The sequence below is a fragment of the Turicimonas muris genome, assembly GCF_002221595.1.
Lineage (GTDB): Bacteria > Pseudomonadota > Gammaproteobacteria > Burkholderiales > Burkholderiaceae_F > Turicimonas > Turicimonas muris.
Genome location: NZ_NHMP01000002.1, coordinates 223,240 through 243,290, shown reverse-complemented (window position 1 = coordinate 243,290; position 20,051 = coordinate 223,240). Strand labels below are relative to the sequence as shown.

The 20,051-nt window shown below is 44.1% G+C and carries 18 protein-coding genes; 4 read left to right on the top strand and 14 right to left on the bottom strand.

Annotated features, from left to right (window positions below; genetic code table 11):
- Positions 1–331: 331 nt before the first annotated feature.
- From larB to larE, 3 genes are read left to right on the top strand one after another with little or no spacing between them, the layout of a single operon-like run.
- Entirely contained in the window at positions 332–1,000 is a 669-nt protein-coding gene (gene larB, locus ADH67_RS04465) for a nickel pincer cofactor biosynthesis protein LarB (RefSeq protein WP_066593855.1), read from the top strand.
- Positions 997–1,842 carry a nickel pincer cofactor biosynthesis protein LarC gene (gene larC, locus ADH67_RS04460; protein WP_084081510.1) on the top strand — a complete coding sequence of 282 codons (846 nt, stop codon included), beginning with the start codon at positions 997–999 and terminating at the stop codon, positions 1,840–1,842. Before larB ends, larC begins: the two co-directional genes overlap by 4 nt.
- On the top strand, positions 1,835–2,665 hold the full coding sequence (gene larE, locus ADH67_RS04455) for an ATP-dependent sacrificial sulfur transferase LarE (protein ID WP_066593857.1): 831 nt from the start codon (positions 1,835–1,837) through the stop codon (positions 2,663–2,665). Before larC ends, larE begins: the two co-directional genes overlap by 8 nt.
- On the opposite strand, the gene ADH67_RS04450 is transcribed toward larE, so the two are convergent.
- The 14 genes from ADH67_RS04450 to pepT form a co-directional block, all read right to left on the bottom strand.
- Positions 2,618–3,280: a response regulator transcription factor gene (locus ADH67_RS04450; protein ID WP_236578543.1), complete on the bottom strand. Its 663-nt coding sequence runs from the start codon at positions 3,278–3,280 to the stop codon at positions 2,618–2,620. The two genes, larE and ADH67_RS04450, sit on opposite strands and share 48 nt — an antisense overlap.
- Positions 3,267–5,084, bottom strand: coding sequence for a sensor histidine kinase (locus ADH67_RS04445; protein ID WP_066593859.1), 1,818 nt, complete (start codon positions 5,082–5,084; stop codon positions 3,267–3,269). The genes ADH67_RS04450 and ADH67_RS04445 overlap by 14 nt, the downstream gene beginning before the upstream one ends.
- A 160-nt stretch (positions 5,085–5,244) precedes the next feature.
- Positions 5,245–5,838, bottom strand: a complete 594-nt coding sequence (locus tag ADH67_RS04440; protein WP_066593861.1) for a TlpA family protein disulfide reductase — start codon at positions 5,836–5,838, stop codon at positions 5,245–5,247.
- Positions 5,839–5,849: 11 nt separating this feature from the next.
- On the bottom strand, positions 5,850–6,656 hold the full coding sequence (locus ADH67_RS04435) for an ABC transporter permease (RefSeq protein ID WP_236578545.1): 807 nt from the start codon (positions 6,654–6,656) through the stop codon (positions 5,850–5,852).
- Positions 6,653–7,528, bottom strand: a complete 876-nt coding sequence (locus ADH67_RS04430; RefSeq protein ID WP_066593863.1) for an ABC transporter ATP-binding protein — start codon at positions 7,526–7,528, stop codon at positions 6,653–6,655. Before ADH67_RS04430 ends, ADH67_RS04435 begins: the two co-directional genes overlap by 4 nt.
- Positions 7,529–7,616: 88 nt before the next feature.
- Positions 7,617–8,909, bottom strand: coding sequence for a nitrous oxide reductase family maturation protein NosD (gene nosD, locus ADH67_RS04425; RefSeq protein ID WP_066593865.1), 1,293 nt, complete (start codon positions 8,907–8,909; stop codon positions 7,617–7,619).
- Positions 8,909–9,409 carry a nitrous oxide reductase accessory protein NosL gene (locus ADH67_RS04420; RefSeq protein WP_066593867.1) on the bottom strand — a complete coding sequence of 167 codons (501 nt, stop codon included), beginning with the start codon at positions 9,407–9,409 and terminating at the stop codon, positions 8,909–8,911. Before ADH67_RS04420 ends, nosD begins: the two co-directional genes overlap by 1 nt.
- A 100-nt stretch (positions 9,410–9,509) precedes the next feature.
- Complete coding sequence (nrfD, locus tag ADH67_RS04415) at positions 9,510–10,448, bottom strand: NrfD/PsrC family molybdoenzyme membrane anchor subunit (RefSeq protein ID WP_066593868.1); 939 nt, start codon at positions 10,446–10,448, stop codon at positions 9,510–9,512.
- 2 nt (positions 10,449–10,450) lie between these two features.
- On the bottom strand, positions 10,451–11,209 hold the full coding sequence (locus ADH67_RS04410; protein ID WP_066595855.1) for a 4Fe-4S dicluster domain-containing protein: 759 nt from the start codon (positions 11,207–11,209) through the stop codon (positions 10,451–10,453).
- Positions 11,210–11,363: 154 nt separating this feature from the next.
- Positions 11,364–12,158 carry an FKBP-type peptidyl-prolyl cis-trans isomerase gene (locus ADH67_RS04405; RefSeq protein ID WP_066593869.1) on the bottom strand — a complete coding sequence of 265 codons (795 nt, stop codon included), beginning with the start codon at positions 12,156–12,158 and terminating at the stop codon, positions 11,364–11,366.
- Between the two features lie 53 nt (positions 12,159–12,211).
- On the bottom strand, positions 12,212–12,637 hold the full coding sequence (locus tag ADH67_RS04400) for a rhodanese-like domain-containing protein (protein WP_066593870.1): 426 nt from the start codon (positions 12,635–12,637) through the stop codon (positions 12,212–12,214).
- A 62-nt stretch (positions 12,638–12,699) separates the two neighbouring features.
- Positions 12,700–14,757 (bottom strand): cytochrome c3 family protein, encoded by a 2,058-nt coding sequence (locus ADH67_RS04395; RefSeq protein ID WP_066593872.1) that lies wholly within the window; start codon positions 14,755–14,757, stop codon positions 12,700–12,702.
- A 540-nt stretch (positions 14,758–15,297) separates the two neighbouring features.
- A complete protein-coding gene (gene ltrA / locus ADH67_RS04390) occupies positions 15,298–16,623 on the bottom strand; it encodes a group II intron reverse transcriptase/maturase (protein ID WP_066593874.1) in 1,326 nt (441 codons plus the stop codon).
- A gap of 614 nt (positions 16,624–17,237) precedes the next feature.
- Positions 17,238–18,491: a peptidase T gene (gene pepT / locus ADH67_RS04385; RefSeq protein ID WP_066595969.1), complete on the bottom strand. Its 1,254-nt coding sequence runs from the start codon at positions 18,489–18,491 to the stop codon at positions 17,238–17,240.
- Positions 18,492–18,750: 259 nt separating this feature from the next.
- Between pepT and dcuC the strand changes: the two genes are divergently transcribed.
- Positions 18,751–20,037, top strand: coding sequence for a C4-dicarboxylate transporter DcuC (gene dcuC, locus ADH67_RS04380; RefSeq protein WP_066594546.1), 1,287 nt, complete (start codon positions 18,751–18,753; stop codon positions 20,035–20,037).
- Positions 20,038–20,051: the final 14 nt, after the last annotated feature.

The window sequence follows — 20,051 nt, the reverse complement described above, 5'->3', positions numbered from 1 at the left end:
AATGAATTGTAAAAATGTGTCAAATATGGACAACGTGAATAATTACCGAATTTACGAATTGATACAAGAGTTGAGCCGACTTTTTGAATAAATATTAGGGTAAATACTAATTAGGAAAAACCCTTATTATTAAATAACTCAATGATTTTAAATATGTTGAATAAAAACATATTTTTAAGGGTTATTTCCTACCTAGGCAAAAAATATTAAGAGTTCTTCCGAATTAATGAATAATCTCGTTTCTAGTGAAATATCTAGTAAAAATTCTTTTGAAAAACATTGTAGAAACTCTTTCAGATCAAAACTAACAGCCTCCCAAGGTTATAGCTTTATGAATGAACATATAAATTTTGATTTCGGCCGGACCAACCGCACCGGTATTCCAGAAGTCATTTACGCTGAAGGTAAAGAAGAACCAATAGTCCTTAAGCTTTTAGAGGACTTCGCTTTAAACACCGAACATCCAATTATGTTTACTCGGTTATCCCCTTCCGTCTTCAGACGACTCAGTCCTGAATTCCAATCAAAATATAGTTTTGACGCTTTAGCCAAAACTGCTTATTCGAACCAGATACCAAAAAAAGTCAATGGGCGAGTAGCTATTGTCTCAGCCGGAACTTCGGACGGCTTCGTAACATGGGAAGCCAAAAGAACTTTGGATTACCTTAATGTAAAAAGTGAAGTATTTGAAGACTGTGGAGTCAGTGGCTTATGGAGGCTGCAAGAGAAATTATCTCAAATCAATTCCTTTGACATAATCATCACCGTTGCCGGAATGGAAGCTGCGCTTGTCAGTGTTCTGGCCGGCCTAACGAGCAAACCTATCATTGGAGTTCCCACTTCGATCGGATACGGTGTTTGCAAGGGAGGACAGACAGCATTAAATTCAATGCTTGCCTGCTGTGCACCGGGTGTTGCGGCAGTAAATATTGATAACGGTTTCGGCGCAGCATGCATGGCATATAAAACATTACTGTCCTGCAAAGGATCTACTAAATGACAAACGAATACCACCATTCTCATCACGACCAATCTCACTGTAATATTGGAGTCTCTCACCATCATCATGAACACGGCAAGCATTCGGAACAAGGCTACAAACTCAAGGCAGGAAAGAAAGTCTTGACCATCAGGTCCCACTCAGGACTTTCAGGTGACATGTTCTTGTGCGGCCTTATCCGCACACTCGGACTTTCTTCTCAAGAGACCGACAACATCCTTAATGGTATTTTCCCTGCCTTAAAAGGTTCGGTCCAGCTCGTTAAAAAGGAGGTTAATCACATTGCAGGCTGGCATTGCTCAGTTCAGCTGCCACACGAACATCAGCATAGAAACCTTGATGATATTTTTAAAATTATTTCTCAGGCACAACTTTCTGAAAAAGCAAAGTCCTATGCCGTCTCGGCCTTCTCTTTTGTTGCTGAAGCTGAAGCCGCCGTCCACAGTCTTAATATTGAAGAAGTTCATTTTCACGAAGTAGGTGCGTTAGACAGTATTTTGGACATCTGCCTCACCTGCGAACTTTTTGTCAGATTAAATCCTGATTATTTCGTGGTCAGCCCTCTTCCGATAGCTGACGGAGTAATTCATTGCGCTCACGGCTTTATTCCATCTCCAGCTCCGGCAGTTCAAGCATTGCTTGCGGGAATACCAGTGCGCCCCTTTGGAGCCGAAGGAGAAACAATCACTCCGACAGCATTAGCACTTCTTAAAGCATTTAATCCTACATTCGGTGGCTGGCCGATGATAGTAGTTGAAAAAATAAGCACGATTTACGGCACCTACACTTATCCCGAAGTCCCTAACGGAGCGCTTTTTGTTTACGGAACAAGCTATGTTTAATTCGAAACTCGAAAGATTAAGAGCTTTTCTATCGGAACAATTTGGAAAAGAACCTGTAAACATAGCTTTTTCAGGAGGCCTGGACAGTCGGTTTCTTGCGCATGCTTGTGACTATTTAGGGCTCAAAGTCCGACTGTTCCACATCTCCGGGCCGCATCTTTCCCTTCAAGAAACCAAAGATGCGGAAAGATGGGCAAAAAATCACGACTTTCCGTTAGAAGTGTTGGTTCAAAATCCCCTGAAAGTACCGGAGGTCAAATGCAACTTAAGAACCCGCTGCTTTCACTGTAAAAAAGGGCTTTTCTCATTTTTATTAACACGTGTTAATAAACTCTGCGACGGTACTAATCACTCTGATTTGGAATGCTATCGCCCGGGCATTCGCGCCTTAAAGGAATTGAATGTTCTCTCGCCTCTGGCAGAGGCAGGACTTTCGAAGACAGAAATTCGAACCATTGGAAAAGAAATCGGATTGGATAACTTTAACCAAGTATCTAAACCTTGTTTGCTTACAAGGTTTCCTTATAACTTCGAGATCACGACAGAACAAATCAACTCAATCGAGAAAATTGAGCAAAGAATTCAGGAAATCCTGGGGGAAGTGTCACCAGAGATACCTTTTCGTGTCAGAGAAATAGGGGAACCCTATCTTGCTGTTCACATCCCTGAAAGTCATAGGGCTTCCCTCTCAGATTCTCTAATAAGGAAAATTGAACACGCAGGCTCTTTAGAAGCAGCTTCCGGAAAAGCTTTAAAAATCGTATTTCTTCCTGTTTTATCCGGTTATTTCGACCATTTGTCCGGTATTAATAAAGAGGGCTAACGGAAAGTTTCCGAGCTTGAATCTTCCTCGTGGATTATCGAGAGTAAGTTTGCGGCACACTACACCTCTATGGACTTGGACAGTTTTTTCACTGATATTCAGCTCATCAGCGATTTGCTTGTTTAGTAAACCGCGGGCAACTTTTCGAGCTACCATCTTTTCCCTAGCGGTCAACGTATTGAAAGCTTGTCGGGTTTCTTCAGCCAGTTTCTTTTCTTTCCGGCGTTCTAAGTCTTTTTTTACCGCTTTCTCAATGGCCTCTAAAAGCCGGTCAGCGCTCACAGGTTTTGGGAGAAAATCAGAGGCACCGTCCTTGAGAGCTTGAACAGCCATATCGATATCACCGTGGGCCGATACAAAGATAATAGGCAAGCCATTCTTTTGCAGCATCATGACTCTCTGCAGCTCAATACCGCTCATATCAGGCATTCTGACATCTAACACAACACAGCCGGGCTCTTCGCGGTTATCTTCCTCTAGAAAGCGAAGCGCAGAAGAATAACAAACCGTGTGCCAGCCTTCACCTTCAATGAGGAATCTCCAAGATTTTCTCATTGCATCATCATCGTCCACAATTCTGATAAGGGCACTTTCCTGCAGCTTATCTAAGTTCATCCTCATCCTCCAAAGCTAATGGCAACGTTACTACACAGAGAAGGCCCCCTGTGGAAACCCGCGAGAGTTTAAGTGAGCCGCCGTTGGCCTCGAGAAGTTCTCTAACAATTGCCAACCCTAATCCTAGTCCATCTTTTTTACTTGAATGGCCAAGATTGCTCAGAGAGGCCAATTTTTCATCACTCATTTCCGGTCCATTATCCTCGATTGTCACCTGAGCCGTTGATCCAACCTTTTTAATTTCAACATGAATTTTTGGAGAAGGCTGGCCTGCCACGGCTTCTTCTGCATTTTTCAATAGATTGATTAAAACCAGGTCAACATTAAGAGGATCCGCATAGACTATCAAATCCTTGTCGCCGCTCAAAGTACAATTTAGATTGAGCCTTCCTAACCTCTTCATTAAGCTAATAATCCTAGAGACGGTTCTCTCCAGATTAAATTGCTTTCTCTCCCTTCTCTCTTTGCGGCCAATCGTTCGAACGAAATCAATAATATCTGAAGCTCGGGTGCTTTCACTCTTGATCTCTGAAAGAGCCTCCTTCAAAATCTTCTCCGACGGACTTTTATTCCGACTAAGTTGTCTAAGAAGCGCCTCGGAATAATTGTTGATCGCCCCTAGAGGCTGCTTCAGCTCATGGGCAACCATGGCAGAAATAATCGCAATGGAATTAGTCTTTTCCAAATTTTCAATCCTTTCCTGAATTTTTCTATTCTCTCTCTCGTACTCCTCGTTTTCTTGATTTTTCTTCTGCAGCTGATGAGTCTTTCTCCGGATCGCAAGTCCTAGGTAGACTGAGTTAAGCAGGATCAGAAGCAAAACAGCGGCGCCGGCGATGAAATACCACTGGTAATAATGAAGAAGCCAACCTAAAGTTCTATCTTCTAAGTATCTAACTTGGGATTTCTCCAAGAGCAAATTCATCTGGTCATAATCGTTTGCTACTGTCCAATATGCACCTTCATCTTTATCGACGGGAAGCTGCAGCAAGCTTATGGTAATTGCTCGTAGAGTTGGAGAGTCCAACGTCGGCTGAATGGAGAACATCCAGCCGGGATAAAGGTGAGTAGAGTGACGACAATAGAAGTTATTGTCAAATTTTTCATTAACAACTTTGATAGAGCTTAGGTCACCCTCAAAGTTTTTACGCTCCATATTCTCCAGAATACAGCTTGCGATAAATGCTACTTCGATTTCTTTGTTAAGAACCCTTTTAACTAGATCCGTCATGGGCTTATGGGTAGTGGTCACTGAACCGAATAACTTATTGGGATTCAACCCCTCCGTTTCAATCTCTCCCATGATTGCAAGAAAGCCTGCAAAGGCTTTAGTACTGGAAACTCCAACTTTTTTGCCCTTTAAATCGGCAAGATTATTGATGTCGGTCCTATCTTTGTGCGTGATGATGACGCCGGCATTAGCTCTATTCGGATCGGGAGTCCACTTATTGATAGCAGTTAGAAGAGAGATTCCTCCGCTGGAGGCCTTCATCATAGCGGTTAAGCCACTCGAGGCAATTGAAAGATCGAATTTCTTCTCGGCGGCATCCTTTAAGAAGTCATCTTGATCATAAAAATGTACTTCTAGACGACGAGGTGCGATCGCAGCACGGATGGCTGCAACAGTATTGCTGAAGTGCTTAGCGGATATACCGGCGTCATAACTATTTACCACCGCTAATTTAACCGGACCATCATCCGGAAGGGCAAAAGAAACTTTGGAAATAGAAGTAAAAAAAATAGTTATGCAGAAAATAAGGACTAAGCGCCCCAAATTCGTTGTTCTATTCAACCTTAAAACCATTTTCCTTAAAACAAATCTTGCGTCTTATTATCTTTTTTCTATCTTATCCTTCAAAAGCCTGCCGAGAAACCTAACTTTTGAAAACTATTGTCAAAACGCAGGCCTTTTTCAGTCTCAAAGTTAACTAAATACAAAGCAATCCACAGGATTGGGAAATTCACTATTTTGTGGCCGGTACGTACTTCTTTTCTAACACCTTAAGAAAGGGAAGGATATTTTCATCATCCCAAGGAAGAAAGCCTGGAAGATAGCCGATCAAGTTTCCCTTTGCGTCAAGAAGAAAATTTGTTGGCACAACTTCCATCGGCATTACAGCCTCTACAGAAGTTGTCGTATCAAACCAAGTTTTAAAGTCCGTCTGTTTATGTTTCTTCAGAAACTCTTCGACTTCCGCCGGATTAGCGTCGATAGATACACCCACGAGTTCGATATTCGTACCGGCCAACTTCTTCTGCAGCTCGGCCAGTTGAGGGATTTCGCGAATACAAGGAGTACACCATGTAGCCCATACATTTAAGATAACCAACTTACCTTTCAAAGATTCAAGCTTAATGGGCTCTCCTTTGAGGTTCTTGATTTTAAGCTCCGGCATCTTCCGTGCCTTGGAAAACTCTACAAATGGCTTCATGACTCTTGGTTTTTTCAGAGCTTCGCCGGTGCTGTAGAGTCCGGGGGAAAAGATTGCCTGAGCGTTGGTAGATAACGAGAAAGTTAAGGCCGCAGCAAAGCAAAGTGATTTAAGTAAAAATTTCATTTTCAAAACCTTTAGTACGTTCTTCTTACCAATAACCAACGATCAATCAAGAAGAAAACAACAAACCAAATACACAAATACATTCCCATCAGCAGAGCATTCCGACTAGGAACTTGAGCTTCAATTAGGTCATGATTTAACAATCTAAACAGGGTTGAAGGGTTAATCATCAAACAAATGTTCATCAATTCATTTGTGATTTTTCCTTCAAAGGCAATTGTGAAAATCAAAAGTCCCAAATCGTAGAGAAGAACTGAAACCAGCCAAATTAAAAGTAATGCCGCTAACGCCTGAGCTTTAGTAGAGACGCAAAGACTAATTGCGTATGAAATTAAAATAAAAACCAGACCTAAAAGCCAACCGGAAATAGCCAAAGCAAAGGTCAGTTTACACACTTCTATCAAATCATAAGGAAGCAAATGTGCTGCCGACAAAATTGGTAACACAGAAGAGCCGACAAGAAAACATAAACCGAAGGCAAATCCTTGTCCTAAGAGTTTTCCGACTAGTAATGCGGTTCGGCTAACTGGATAAGTTAGAAGCAAAAGCAGAGTTCCTTGCTCCTTTTCTCCTACAAAAGCATCGTAAGCCATCAGAACGGCGATAAGCGGAATAAGAAAGACATCCAGTATCAGCAAGGAATTCATTACAGAAGTCAGAGGTCTGAAAGTAAAATCTCCGCCTAACGCAGCCACTCCGTATATAACAGATAATGATGTCAGAACAAAGAGACAGGAGCCGGCTAGAAGCCAGAAACTACGTGCCGTATCTTTAAATTCTTTACAAGCGATAACCCAAGTAGAGGCTCTTTTCATCATTGCAGTCTTCCCTTTCCTATGGCTTTCTTGTATATATCTAGGAGCGAGGGAGAAACCACCCGTACACTTTTGATGCCGTATTTTCCCTCCAAATACTCTTGGGCCTTCTCAAGCTTATTGGCAGGACAAAACAAACGATTTTCTTTCAGAAAGGCAGAAAGTTTACTGTCCGAACGGGCTACATCCACTGCCTTGGAAGAAACGATTTCGTAGGGAACATCAAATTGTTCGCTCAAGCTTCTTACAGTGCCGTCTGCCACTTTAACGCCGTTGCATAGAATAACCGCACGGTCGATAAAATCCTCAACCAATAAAAGTTCGTGGGTACACACTACCACTGTACTGCCGCTATTCTTTAATTTGACCAACTCGCTATACATCAAGTCAGAGGCGAGGGGGTCAAGTCCAACAGTTGGTTCATCTAAAAACAACAATTCCGGATTAGTCAATAGGGCCTGGGCTAAGCCAAGGCGCTGACGCTGCCCCTTGGAGCACAACGAAACTTTCTGATTAGATACTCTGGCAAGTCGAAGTGTCTCAATAAGTTCCTGAACCCGTGCCTTAGGAACTTGTTTGAGGTCTGCAAAGTAATTTAAGTTTTCTTGAACTGTTAGGTTTTCGTAAAAACTGACATTCTCAGGTAAATATCCAATTTTTTTAGCAGCAGATCCTGGTTTATTTCCGAGAACGGAGAGTTTTCCGGAAGAAGGAGCAATGAGCCCTAATAACATTTTTATTAAAGAAGATTTACCGGCTCCATTGTGTCCGATTAGCGCCACGAATTGTCCCCTCTTGATTGAAAGAGAGATATCTTTGAAGATACATACCTTTCCGCGCTTTAATGAAATATCTTGGCATTCAATTGCTGTCATCTTCTTTTAGTACTTTTGTTTTAATAAGCTCTAAACCACGTTTTAGCTGAATTTTTCTCATCGAGGCATCCGGCTCAGCTTGTTCCCATTAATTGGAACTTACCGGCCAATCCTTTTTTGGTTTTAACGGATCTTGAATTAGTGGATTTGAATCCACGATCCCTTTTCCCTTATCTAATTGAAACTGAGCATTCAAATAACGAAGAAGAGAAGCCAAAGGACTGTTCATCAGGAACCGAGCTTGCGGATACATCCAAAACAGCCTGTCGAGAGAATCGTTCGGCTGATAAGCTTGGTCCCCAATTCCATCTTGATTTAAATCCCAGCCTTGATAGTTGCTCCAAAAATTTCCTACTCCGTTAATGCTCCATTCAACTGAACCGGAGCCGACATAGCGAACCTGCTGACGGTTATGGATAAAGCGGTTGCGGGAAAGAATCGTTCCTTCTCCGCCCATGGCCACTCCAACCCCAATCTCGCATTCCTCGAAGGTATTGCCATCAACGATATTTGTTCCTCCTCCATAGATAAAGAGGCCTTTTCCTTCGGTATCCAATGAAGCCTTCCCTCGCGGATTTTTGACTTTAGTCACATGATTATTTTCAACCGTCGATTTATCACTTTCGTTAAGAAGAATGCCGAACTCAACGGTACGCTTGCTGGTATTGTCAGCTACTCGAACTCTTTCCGAACTCATAACGGCATATCCGCCGATGCACGCCTTTGCTTCATTGTTAAAAGCCGAGTCTCCTCGGGTGTACATGTAATGAATCCCATACTGCAGAGCTGCAAAATAATTATCTTCGGATATTGTGTTATCTGTATTTTCGAAGTAAAAGCCGTCTCTTGTGTAGAGGACACGGTTGTTTACAAGCTTAGCTTTTTTAACATAATTGAAATAAACACCGTCTCCGCGATCTAAAACATGACGGCGTTTGTATCCACGAATCTTGCATCCGGAGATTTTGATATCTGAAGCTTTATCAGCCCGAATTCCAAATCCAGCGGTATTGATTTTCAAGTTTTTAATATCGATGCCGCTGAAGCCTTCTTTTATAAGAACACCACTCTGTCTTTCATATAAATCTTTTCCGCAATTCTGCAGAGACAGATTTTCAAGGGTGACGTTATCAGCCTCAACTACCAGACAAGAGCCTATGTCGCCGCCATCAATTACGGCTTTCTCGGTTCCTTTTAACACAATGCTTTTGGTGATCGAGAAATTGCCTTCATAAATACCTGAAGCAAGAGTGATAGTATCTCCCGGCACAGACGATTTCAGAGCTTTTTCCAAGCTTGCTGCAGAATCCGCCTGCAATTCTGCGCTTCCGGCAGCTGATGCGAGAAGCGCAAGGATAAGAGCGAAAACTCTTAACGTCATTAATGACCTTTTAATGACTTCAGAAGTTCTAGGTTAACTTCAGAATAATTAACGATTTTGCCGCCATGCTCTTTGGTAAATTTTTCAACTGCTTCTTTGTTTGCGAAAGGCAGGATAGATTTACCCATTGCTCCTCGGACGTCTGAGCCGGCGTTATAGACGGCTTTTTCAGCTAAGAGCATTTTTTCGTGTAAAGGAGCATCTTTGGTATTTCCGAAATCACTCACGAAGAAAGCCTCTACTTTTTTGGCATTTTCCGGTTGCAAGGAATAAACGAAACCGTCTTTTACTGAGCAGAACTTAAGCGGCTCTTTTTCACCCTTTACATAAACCTGAGCCTTGGCTCCGGGATAGTTGAGAATAACCATGCCGCAAATAAGGCAACGGTCATGTTTTGTAAAAGCCGCAGGAGAAAAAGTTTTGGTATCTTTTTCTGAAGAACAGCCTCCGATAACTAAGACACAAGCAGCGGCGGCTAAAAGACTAAAGATTTTTTTCATAAGTTATTTCTAACCCTTTTCACCTATTACACGGTGCAGAGAGGTCTCCAAAAGAAGAACTCTGTGCTGAGAAAGTGTTCCAAGCACAGAGTTGTTTTAATTACATGCCGTTGATCTGGCCGGCGTAGATGATGAAGAGACGCAAGCACATCATGCCGCAGATAGCCGCAATGCCTGATGTATAGAAAGCGCCCGCACTGTCTCTGAATGCTTTGCTTCCGAAGAAACTCAGAGCCAATGGAACGAGGAAACCAACGCCCACGGCCCCAATCCAGAATACCTGTGACCAAATACCTGTTGTAAAGGCTACGGAAGCAGCTTGAGCAGCAGCATTGCCGCTGACCAGAGCAACCATAATCATCAACAAGCACATTGCTTCGACCGCCATAATCGGCCATTCAGCAGCGTGAAGGACATGAAGATCTTTTCCATGACGATCTGCAACAAACAACCAAGCTGCAAGAACCTTGGTAGCTGCACAACCGGCAGAAAAGCCGGAAGCAACGAACAAAGCAGGAAGAACAGCAGTGTTGATCAGAGGGAATCTGATAAGAGCAGAAATCAAGAATCCGGTATAGGCACAAATTGCAATGGCCAAGATTAGAACCAGCCAATCTAAGATAACTCTAAATTTGGCACAGAAACTAATAATGGGGTCAAGCCACTTGAGCCAGCTAAATGACGTAATTTCTGTTTGCAAAGAAACACACATCAATACGAATACCAACGGGATGTAGAAAAGAAGTGCCATCACGCCGATACTCATCACTGAGGTTGGGTTGTAGTAAACAAGAATACGCCAGAAAAAGAGCGGATTAGTCAAGTCAAGGACAAGACAGATCATACCGAGAACGATCGTAATAAAGCCGATCAAGCTGGCTGCTTTCATAATCGGAGTATTTAGATGTGTTCCTCGGAAGAGATTTAAGCAAATAGCGATAGCTACAGCACCTCCGGAAATACCTGCTAAAAACAGATATACGGCAATCGGCCACGGCCAGGCTACGCCTTCGGATAGACCAATAGTGAAATCCAGCATAATCAGACTCCTTGTTTAGTGACAGGGACATATCTCAGGTTCGGATCCGTTCCCAAATGAGCACGAATTCGTACCGTATCCTTGACACGCAGCAACCTGCTGATAATACTTTGAGGGTCATTTAGATCGCCAAAATATAAGGCGCCATGACGGCATGCGTTAACGCATGCAGGCTCCAGCCCTTTACTCAACCTGGTATCCAAACAGAAGTTGCAGTTATCGGCAACTTTAGTTTGAGAATTGATGAAACGGACATTGTACGGGCATGCCGCAATGCAGTATTTGCAGCCTACGCAACGATCCGGATCCATAGTCACGATATTTGTCTTCGGATCGCGGTGCGCTGCACCGGTAGGACATACTCTTACGCAAGGTGCATCCTGGCACTGCTGGCAGGAAACTCGAACATAAACGCGTTCACAGTCGCAGTCTCCGGGACCTCCGCAAATCGGACAAGTTGTCCCCGGAATATGGGTGGTCTGACGCTCCAACAAAAGCCTTGAAATTCCGGGAGGAAGATTGTTGGCTTCGTTACATGCATCCTTACACTCGCCGCATCCAATACATTTATTCTGGTCAAAGACCATTCCATAAACTGGATGAGGCTGGACACTGCCTGACTCTGCTGCTACCGCAGTCTGAACTGCAGTGTTGGCTGCCTTTTTGTCGTCTCCGGGTTTACAGCCTCCCAGGGTTAACAAAACTAAGGAACCCGCGGTTGTACCGGCTAGAAATGTTCTTCTATCGATGTTTTTACTCACGGTGATTCTCCATAACGGACGAGATTGGTCTGTCAATAATTCTTTTGAGCTAAGTGCTCTGAAACTCATACCAGCTGCTTACGCAAATGGATTGCTTCAGAACCTCTAAAACTTAATGTCGAGAAAGCTCCCTTCATTAGATTTAGTAATTTCATTAGCCGTGCGGCCATGCCATCTTCGGACGGTTTCCTTCAACTTTAGGATGTCCAGCCGGCAATTGCCCATCGGCAGATTTATTAGCTCCGGGTTTTTCGACCTTTTTCAATGTCACTTCGAAAATCAAAGCGGATTCCGGCGGAACTGGCCCTGCTCCTTCTTCGCCATAAGCCAGGCTAGCCGGAATAACAAAAATCGCTTTGCCGCCTTCTTTCATTTGATACAGACCTTCTTTAAAGCCCGGGATAAGAGTCATAACAACATCTTTTTCCTCAACGGTCTTTCCTTCAGAATTGGTGAAGGGAGTTCCGTCTACGAGCTTGCCGACATAGTCCATCGTCACTATATCTTCTTCCTTCGGAGCAGCTCCTGTACCAGCCTGAAGTTCTTCATATTGCAGACCTGATTCAAGCTGTTTTACGCCTTTGCGAGCTTTATTTTTGGCTAAATAAGCTTCGCTTTCAGCTTTGTTTTTCTCTTTTACCTGCTTGACTCTAGCTTCATGAAGCTTATTCAGCTTTTCAGCCCTAGTATTTAAAGCTGCGATGATCTCTTCTTCAGTAAGCTTAGACTTGTTTTTCAGAGCATCTGTCAGACCTTCCATTACCTGGTCCATGTTGACAGGAACACCGAGTTCAGACTGTTTATAAGCCTGAGAAGAAAGATAGTTACCTAACGAAGCACCAAGGCTGTAGGACTCCTTTGCATCTTGGGAAAACTCTTGTGAAACAGCTGTTCCGACAAATGCGACGGCTAAAACAGCAGACAAAATAGATTTTGTGAAAATTGACATAGTGTTTCTTTCAAATAATTTTGGGTGGGGGATTAGAAATGTGGTTTATCAAGTTACGGTCTTTCAATCTTACGGCCTGAAAGTTTCCAACCTTCAATTCCGTCAGGCATCTGGCGGACGTCGGTATAGCCAAGCTTCATCACTTCTCTTGCTGCCATTTCACTCGCAGTACAAAGTCTGTTGACGCAATAAAACACAATGGTTTTACCTTTGTCTTTCGGGAGAAGATCCTTCCAGTTTCGTACATTAAAAAACTTAGCACCAGGAATGTATCCCTGAGTCCAAATCTCAAGCGTATTTACATCAAAGAAAGGAACTCCGGACTCCCAAAGCATCTCTGCTTCACGCATCGAGATCTGATTCAGAAGTTCATCGTAAACCGGCGCCTCCACCGGTTCCCCGCCGCCACCCGCAAAATTGACTTGCGAATAAAGGCAAAGAAAAGAAACTGCGGCTATTTTTAATAACTTGTTTATCATTTTTTGTCCCGTTTTCACTTCGGACCCGAAGGTCCGAAGTAAATGTGACACTGGGTTTTAAATTACTTTGTCACTGTATTTTCAGCTTTGATGGCCTTGTAGCCGCCCTTGTCAATGATGGACTGGGCTTTGGTGAGATATGCCTCAGCTGTTTCTACACGCTGTTTTGTGTAGTTGAAGGCATGGACACCCCAAGAACCGTCTTCTTCAACTTGCTTAATAATTTCTCCGGCCTTGTCAATAAGAAGCATAGCTTCAGTTCTTTGTTCCGGAGTCAGCTTAGTGACTTCAAGCAACTTGTTAATACGTGTCATGGCGTCAACGTTCTTCTGATGGCTTTCCTTAATTGGATTCTGCCACTTCATAACTTCACCATAGATTTCCTTCTGATCTTGGTAAATGAGACCTTGATCCAGTTCGGACTGGAATGGGCTATGGCAGCCTTTTCCTTCTGTAACTGTGAAATCAGCGATAGAAGTTCTTGCGCAACTCCACATCAAGTCAACGTAACCGTGGCCTTCTTCGTCACGAGCAATACGCCAGCCCTTAGAACTTGCATCACGGGACTGTCCAGGACCAGGGTTCATCATCTTCTTCTCTGGGTCGACCATGATCTTGAAGAGGTGAGAACGGCGGACGGCGTCAAAGCCAGCCATATCCGGACGCTGAATGGCCGTGAAGTTTTCGCAGCTCATTGTGAACGGCATATGACATGCAATGCAGTCGACCTTGCTGTGGGTATCAGCCTTGGAGGCCATTTCCGCCTGAACCTTATGGCAGTCTTGGCAATTCTGACGAATAGCCGGACGGGTCGTACCGGACGTCCAGTCGTTGCTTGTAACTTCATGAGGATCGTGGCAAGTCACGCAGCGCATACCCTTTTCATAGTGCTTGGACATGAACAACTGTGCGCCTTCTGTACCGCAAGACGGGCAGGAAGATTTTGTCTTAGCATTGAAAGCCCTTTCCAATTTACCCTTAGCATCCGGGCGATCGACTTCGTCTTCGACGAAATTCAAGCGCTGATGGCAGCGATCGCAGTTAGTGCTCATGTTGTTGGTATTGCCAACCAAGTGGCCGCCCTCGCCGTGGCACTCTTCACAAGCAATACCGCGAGAAATTGTGTGCTTCTGAAGCTCTTTAGGATTACCCAAAGCAGCAAAGAATTCTCTCTTATCCTTAAAGTCAAACTTGAAGGCGTGACAGACTTCGCAGTAAGAGGAAGCGGCCTGGACTAAAAGTTTGCCTTCATAGGTAGAACCGTAGGAGGTCATACCCCATTGGTGAGAAGCTGACGGACCGAACTGGCTAAGCTCTGTCGGGAAGTCAGGAATAAGCTTCTGGATTTCTTTTGCCTTTGCTGGTGTCAGCCATTCGGCCCACCCGCGGGACATCTGGTTGCCGCCGGCAACGATGCTGCCAGTACCGTCTTTCAGAAGACCGTCACGAACGTGATAGGAGCCACGAACGAGCCATCCGTCGATATAACCGTATTTAGTACGCGGTGTACCGATGGTAGCGTAAATGACATCTGCTGTAATACCGTCAGGAAGAATAGAGGCTTCCGTTCCGTACAGCTTTTTCTTCAGATCGTTATCCACTTCAGGATGTTCTCCCGGGAATCTAACGGTCTTAGCATGACGGGAACGCTTCCACTGTTCGTACTGAATAGCGTGACATTCGCCGCACTTTTCAGGACCTACGAATTTATTCGGGAAGTCAAGAATTGAGCGTTGGCCTAAACGATACTGAGAGGCCATTGGACGGTTGCCTGGCTGGTGTGCAGAATACTTCTGGGCATTGCCTTCTCCCAAATACTCAGAACCGCGGGTAGAAATCACCGGAGTACCGATAACACGTCCGTCTTTGCCGTAGGTAGCAAAGATCGGGTGATTCTCGAATATGTAGTCCCACATTTCCTTTTCTTGGACGATGTAGTCTTGCAATGTCCGGATGCCTTTTGATTGCTCGGTCACGTCAGGATTATCCCAGACCTTCTGAGTCAACGCGTTAACTTTCGGAGCCGGGAGCGGCTGGCCGTTAGCAGCATGGACACAAAATGCTGTCATTGTCGCTGCAATGCCAAGCCCAATTTTTATCAATCGTGTCTCTTTTAACATTAAATTCTCCTTGTGAGGCGCGACGATTAGCGAACGCTTATCTTTCACAAATAAATCAGCCTCTGTAGGTATAAAGTAGGTACTCGATACAGGTGGGGAATCAAAATACCAAGTTCAGTTTAAGTTAAGGAAAACGGATGAAGAATAAGACTAATGTTGTAAGTATTTATACTGAATTTATTTCTTAACTTAGAATTAATAAGGGTACATTTCTTGAATTTTGTTAAAGACGACAAATACTATTCGTTATTGACTTTTATAGCTATAAGTAAAGAGAACCCCCAATAACTCTAGGGTTTTGAAGAAAAGATACTGAATTTTTGGAGTTATACAAAAATAGTTCTATAGAAGTGTTCGATAAATCGGAAAAATTAAGAAAAAAGTCTATTAGATAAATATCTAAGATCGGTTACCTCTATAACACTTCGAAATAATGTTAACAATAGCAAAATAAGTAAATCGAGTAGGGCCGGTTATTACCCGTCCCTCTCACACCACCTGGCATGCCGTTCGGCACCAAGGCGGTTCCAGTAAACATCCCTACGTTCCAGATGCGGTTCGCAGGGCCTTTTCTAAACTGCACCATCCCTCTGATTCCAGCACATTGTTGCTTAGACCGGTTTGTAGGGGTCTGCAAGTGACGATGTGCCAGTATCGATTACTGGAATAAGCAAATTTTTCTACGTTTGGAGCTTTGTTCCACCTTAGCTTCAGCTCACGGTATCGATTTGCCGGCTTCTTCCACTGTTTCCACAGAAGTTGCCGAACCCTTCGCCTAATCCATGAGTCTAGGTCCTGAACCCAGCTTATAGGAACTGCCTTTTTAAAGTAGTTGGCCCACCCTCTGAGTTTCAGCCTCAATTTCCTCTTTATCCTGTCTATCCCTCCTCGGGCACGTCTGTCTAGCAATATTCTCAGGGATTCCTTGAGCTTCTTGCGTTTCTTTACGTGCACAGTAGGGAAGTATCGGTATTGCGGGAATTTCATCTTTTTAGCCTTTGAGACTTTAGTCGTGAAGCTAAAACCTAGGAATTGAACATCGGGGCTTCCTACTTTTAGAATTTTTGTCTTGTCCTCGTTGACTCTGAGGTGAAGCTTGCTCTCGATGAATTTCTTAATCCACTTAAGTGCTCTCTCCGCGGCTTTCCTGCTTTTGCAGAAGATGACGGCGTCGTCGGCGTATCTGCATGCTCTCATGTTCTTCTCACGGAGTTTTATATCCAGTTCATGAAGAACTACGTTCGCACACACGGGAGATATAACACCCCCTTGTGGACAGCCGAGTCGATTCGCTTTCCCAACTTTCCCTTCCTCGCTAATCGGCGCTCGAAGGAATTTATGGATTAGAGAGATTACACGTCCGTCCCTTATCCTTCTGGATAGGAGTTGAACTAGGAAATCATGGTTAACCGTATCAAAGAACTTACGTAGGTCGATATCGATTACCCATTCGTATCCCTCTCGAATATGCTCCATAGCTCGCCTTACGGCTTGCCGGCAGTCCCTGTTGGGTCTGAACCCATAGCTGTGATCCACAAAAATCTTTTCGTATTCCTCGCTCAGTACTAAGGCTATTGCCTGTTGCACAAAGCGGTCGATTACCGTGGGTATCCCCAAGGGACGTTGCTCCCCGTTGTCTTTTGGGATGTAAACCCTCCTTATAGGCGAGGGCTTAAAAGTACCTTGAAGAATTTGCTCTGTAAGTTTCCCAGGGTTTGATTTGAAGTAGGCTCTCAGCTCACTTGTTTCCATGCCGTCAACACCGCATGAACCTTTATTTGCTTCCACCTTCTTCAGAGCCTGCATTAGGTTCCCTCTGGCGAGTATCCTTTCGAGCGTGATTTCTCCAAATGTTTCGCTACTCATAAGTTCCGTCTGCTTGGTGTCATCGAACTCCTTTGCTCTTAACTTTCGTGTTCCGCACTATCCTTCAGAGCCTAGGTGTACTTCCTTTTTTTCCATTCTTGCCTTGCAGCGTTCCTCCTTTCACGGTTTACTAGTTCGGTCCTTCCCCCTTACTCTTGGGTACTATGACCTCTGCTGACTTCTTGCCATTCGTTGTTACTACCCCTGTCGGAGCTGACAAGACCTCCTCGGGTAAGAGTGCACTCTTTCACCTCATGTAACTGCCGTCTTTACATTCGCAGATTCCGGCTAGTTTTCGGACTTCGAATTATTTTGCATTCTCATCCTCTGCGCCTGCCTATAGACGATTTCTGTTCGTCAGTTCAAGGTTTTGCTATCTGCTTCTTTCAGCCTGTACATCACTGCACACACCTTGCAGATTCGCTAGCTCTTCCCACTAGCGGGCGAGCTCGGGACTTTCACCCTTTAGATTGCACTCATGCCGAGCACACAAAAAACCGTGAACCTCTTTTACAAGTCCACGGATGCTTTGGCTTCAAGTAATTGCTCTTTTTAAAGAGCAACGGAAGAAAAAATCACTATATTTTCGAAAAAATGCTCTGTTCTTCTAATTCTTATTTCAAGCTCTTAATCTGAGAGGAAAGACGGACAAGGCTCAGTGCTACGTCCGCGGCAGCTTCCAGTGATTTAACAGGAATGCATTCGTAGACGCTGTGGTAATTCATTCCGCCGGTAAAGACGTTCGGGCAAGGCAAGCCTCTAGTGGACAGGCGAGCACCGTCCGTGCCTCCGCGAATCGGCTCTTCGATCGGTTCGATTCCTGCTTCTCTATACGCCTGACGGACAATTTCCATTACCTTAGGAGCTTGATCCAAATAAGGACGCATATTTTCGTAGCTGTCTTTGATCGTCAAGCTTACTTTTGCTCTTGGTTCGGATTCTTGGATCTCTTCTACCAGCTTTTTCAGAAGTTCTTTCTTGGCCTCAAATTTAGCTTTGTCGTGATCACGAATCAAAATACGGACAGTGGTTGATGCAACCGTTCCTTCAACTTTATTGGGATGAATAAAGCCTTCATAGCCTTCGGTTGTTTCAGGGGCTTGATCTGCAGGAAGCCGGCTAATCAACTTAGCAGCGAGTTTTAAGGAGTTAACCATCTTTCCTTTAGAAAGACCAGGATGAACCACAACGCCGGCAATCTGAACAAAAGCCGTAGCTGCATTAAAGTTCTCGGTTTCTAAAGTTCCAATCTCACCGCCGTCAAAAGTATAGGCATATTGAGCTCCGAAATGCTCAATATCAAAATTAACCGTTCCTTTTGCGATTTCTTCATCCGGCGTGAAGGCTACGCAGATTTTTGCATGCGGAATTTCCGGATGAGTTTTGAGATAATCCATGCAAGCAGTAATCGCTGCAATTCCGGCTTTATCGTCAGCGCCCAGCAGGGTTGTGCCGTCGGTAAAAATGATTTCCTGATTGAGATATTTCTTAATTTCCGGGAAGGATTCTTCTTTGAAATAAATCTCCTTCTCCGGATTCAGAAGTACGTCCTTTCCTTCATATACCAAGATCTGCGGCTTTATATTGACTGCCGGAGCATCTGGAGAAGTGTCCATGTGAGCGATCAGCCCAAGTCCGGGGCAATCTTCACAGCCCGGCGTGGCAGGAAGCGTGCCATAAACTACACCGCCCTTCCCGATATGTGCGTCTTGCAACCCGGAAGATTTCAGCTCTGTGACCAGCTCCTCGGCTAAAAGCAATTGGTTGGGAGTAGAAGGCTCTTCTATGCTCTCTCTTGAAGACTGAGTCTCATAAAGAACATAACTTAGAAACTCAGGAACGATGTTCGGAAATTTTTTAGAAGTCATTTTCTTTGAAAAATAATTAAGAACTTTCGGCATTATTTACTTGGACCTATCAAATAGTTATACATGAAATTACTTACTCACATATAGGTATATATTTATAATTTTCATTATTTTTCATAAAGTTACTATTAATTCTTGATTTTATAAATATCTGCGTAATATAGCGTTATTCCTAATTGATTTAATTGGTTCTCCTGATTTTTGAAATCAATTCTGCTCTCTAACATGAGCCCGTTCATTTCAACTTTGCGAGACAAAAATGACTTTTAGTGTTTGGGTTGCTATTGCGGCAGTAATAGGAACCATCTATGGCCTTATTAAGCGGTACGAGACCCGTCTGGTACTTCTTCTTGCGGGCTTAGCCATGTGCGTACTCTCCATGGATCCCATGGAGGCTTTTCTGCAGTTTGATAAATCAATGACGAATAAGGCACTGATTATCTCAATCTGTTCTTCTATGGGTTTTGCAGCTTGCGTTACGATGACTAAATGCGACCTTCATTTGGTCAGCCTTTTAACAAAGCCTTTAAACAAACTCGGCATTTTGCTTCTTCCATGCTGCATGCTGGTAACCGGTGTCGCTTCCTTGGCAATTGGTTCCTTAGCCGGGTTGTGTGCCGCCATCGGCCCAACACTTGTCGCACTTATGATTAGAGCAGGCTTCCGTCCGGCAATTGCCGCAGCCGCGATTATTTCATCTACTCTGCCTAATTATTGGTCTCCCGGCTCAACTGACAACATCCTCGTAGCACAAATTGCAAATATTGCTGTAATGGATCAAATCAACTACATCTCCGGGAAAATCCTTCTTTTGTTCGTTTTCTGCGTCATCGCACTGACAGTTATCTGTTTCCTTTTCGGCGACTACAAGAAAAACGGTACTTTTCAAGAAGCAGGAACTACCAAGGCCGGGGAATTGAACCGCCCTCTACCTGAGCTTCCAGCTAATCCGAACATCCTTAAAGCCTTTGCGCCTCTTCTTCCGGTCGTGCTTCTGTTCGTGATCTCTTTGTGGTTCCCTCAAATCAAGATGAGCGTTGCTACTGCCATGTTAATCGGCTTTATCTACGTCATCTTTGTTACTAGAAGCAATCCTGCTGAATTAGTTAAGAAATTCTTTGACGGGATGGGTTCAGGCTACGGCAACATTATCGGCTTAATTATCGCCGCCGGTGTTTTTGCTGCCGGATTGAGAAGCTGCGGTGTAGTTGCCGGATTCATTGAATACCTCAAGGATTCCTCAGAAATCGCAAAACTTGGCGGTTCTTTCGGCCCGTATGTTCTTGGCGTTATGACCGGATCCGGGAACGCTGCAGCTTTCGCCTTCTGCGAATCTGTCGTGCCTCACGCCGCTGACTTCGGCATGAAGATCCAAGACCTCGGTTTCCTTACCTGTCTTTCTGCAACTCTCGGCCGCGTTTCTTCTCCGTTGGCTGCAGGCGTTATTCTGATTGCAGGTATTGCCGGAACCTCTCCAATCGAAGTCATTAAACGTTCCGCTTTAGTCAGCCTCGGCGCCATCGTTCTTACCATCTTCCTTATGTAACAACCTAAAGAATC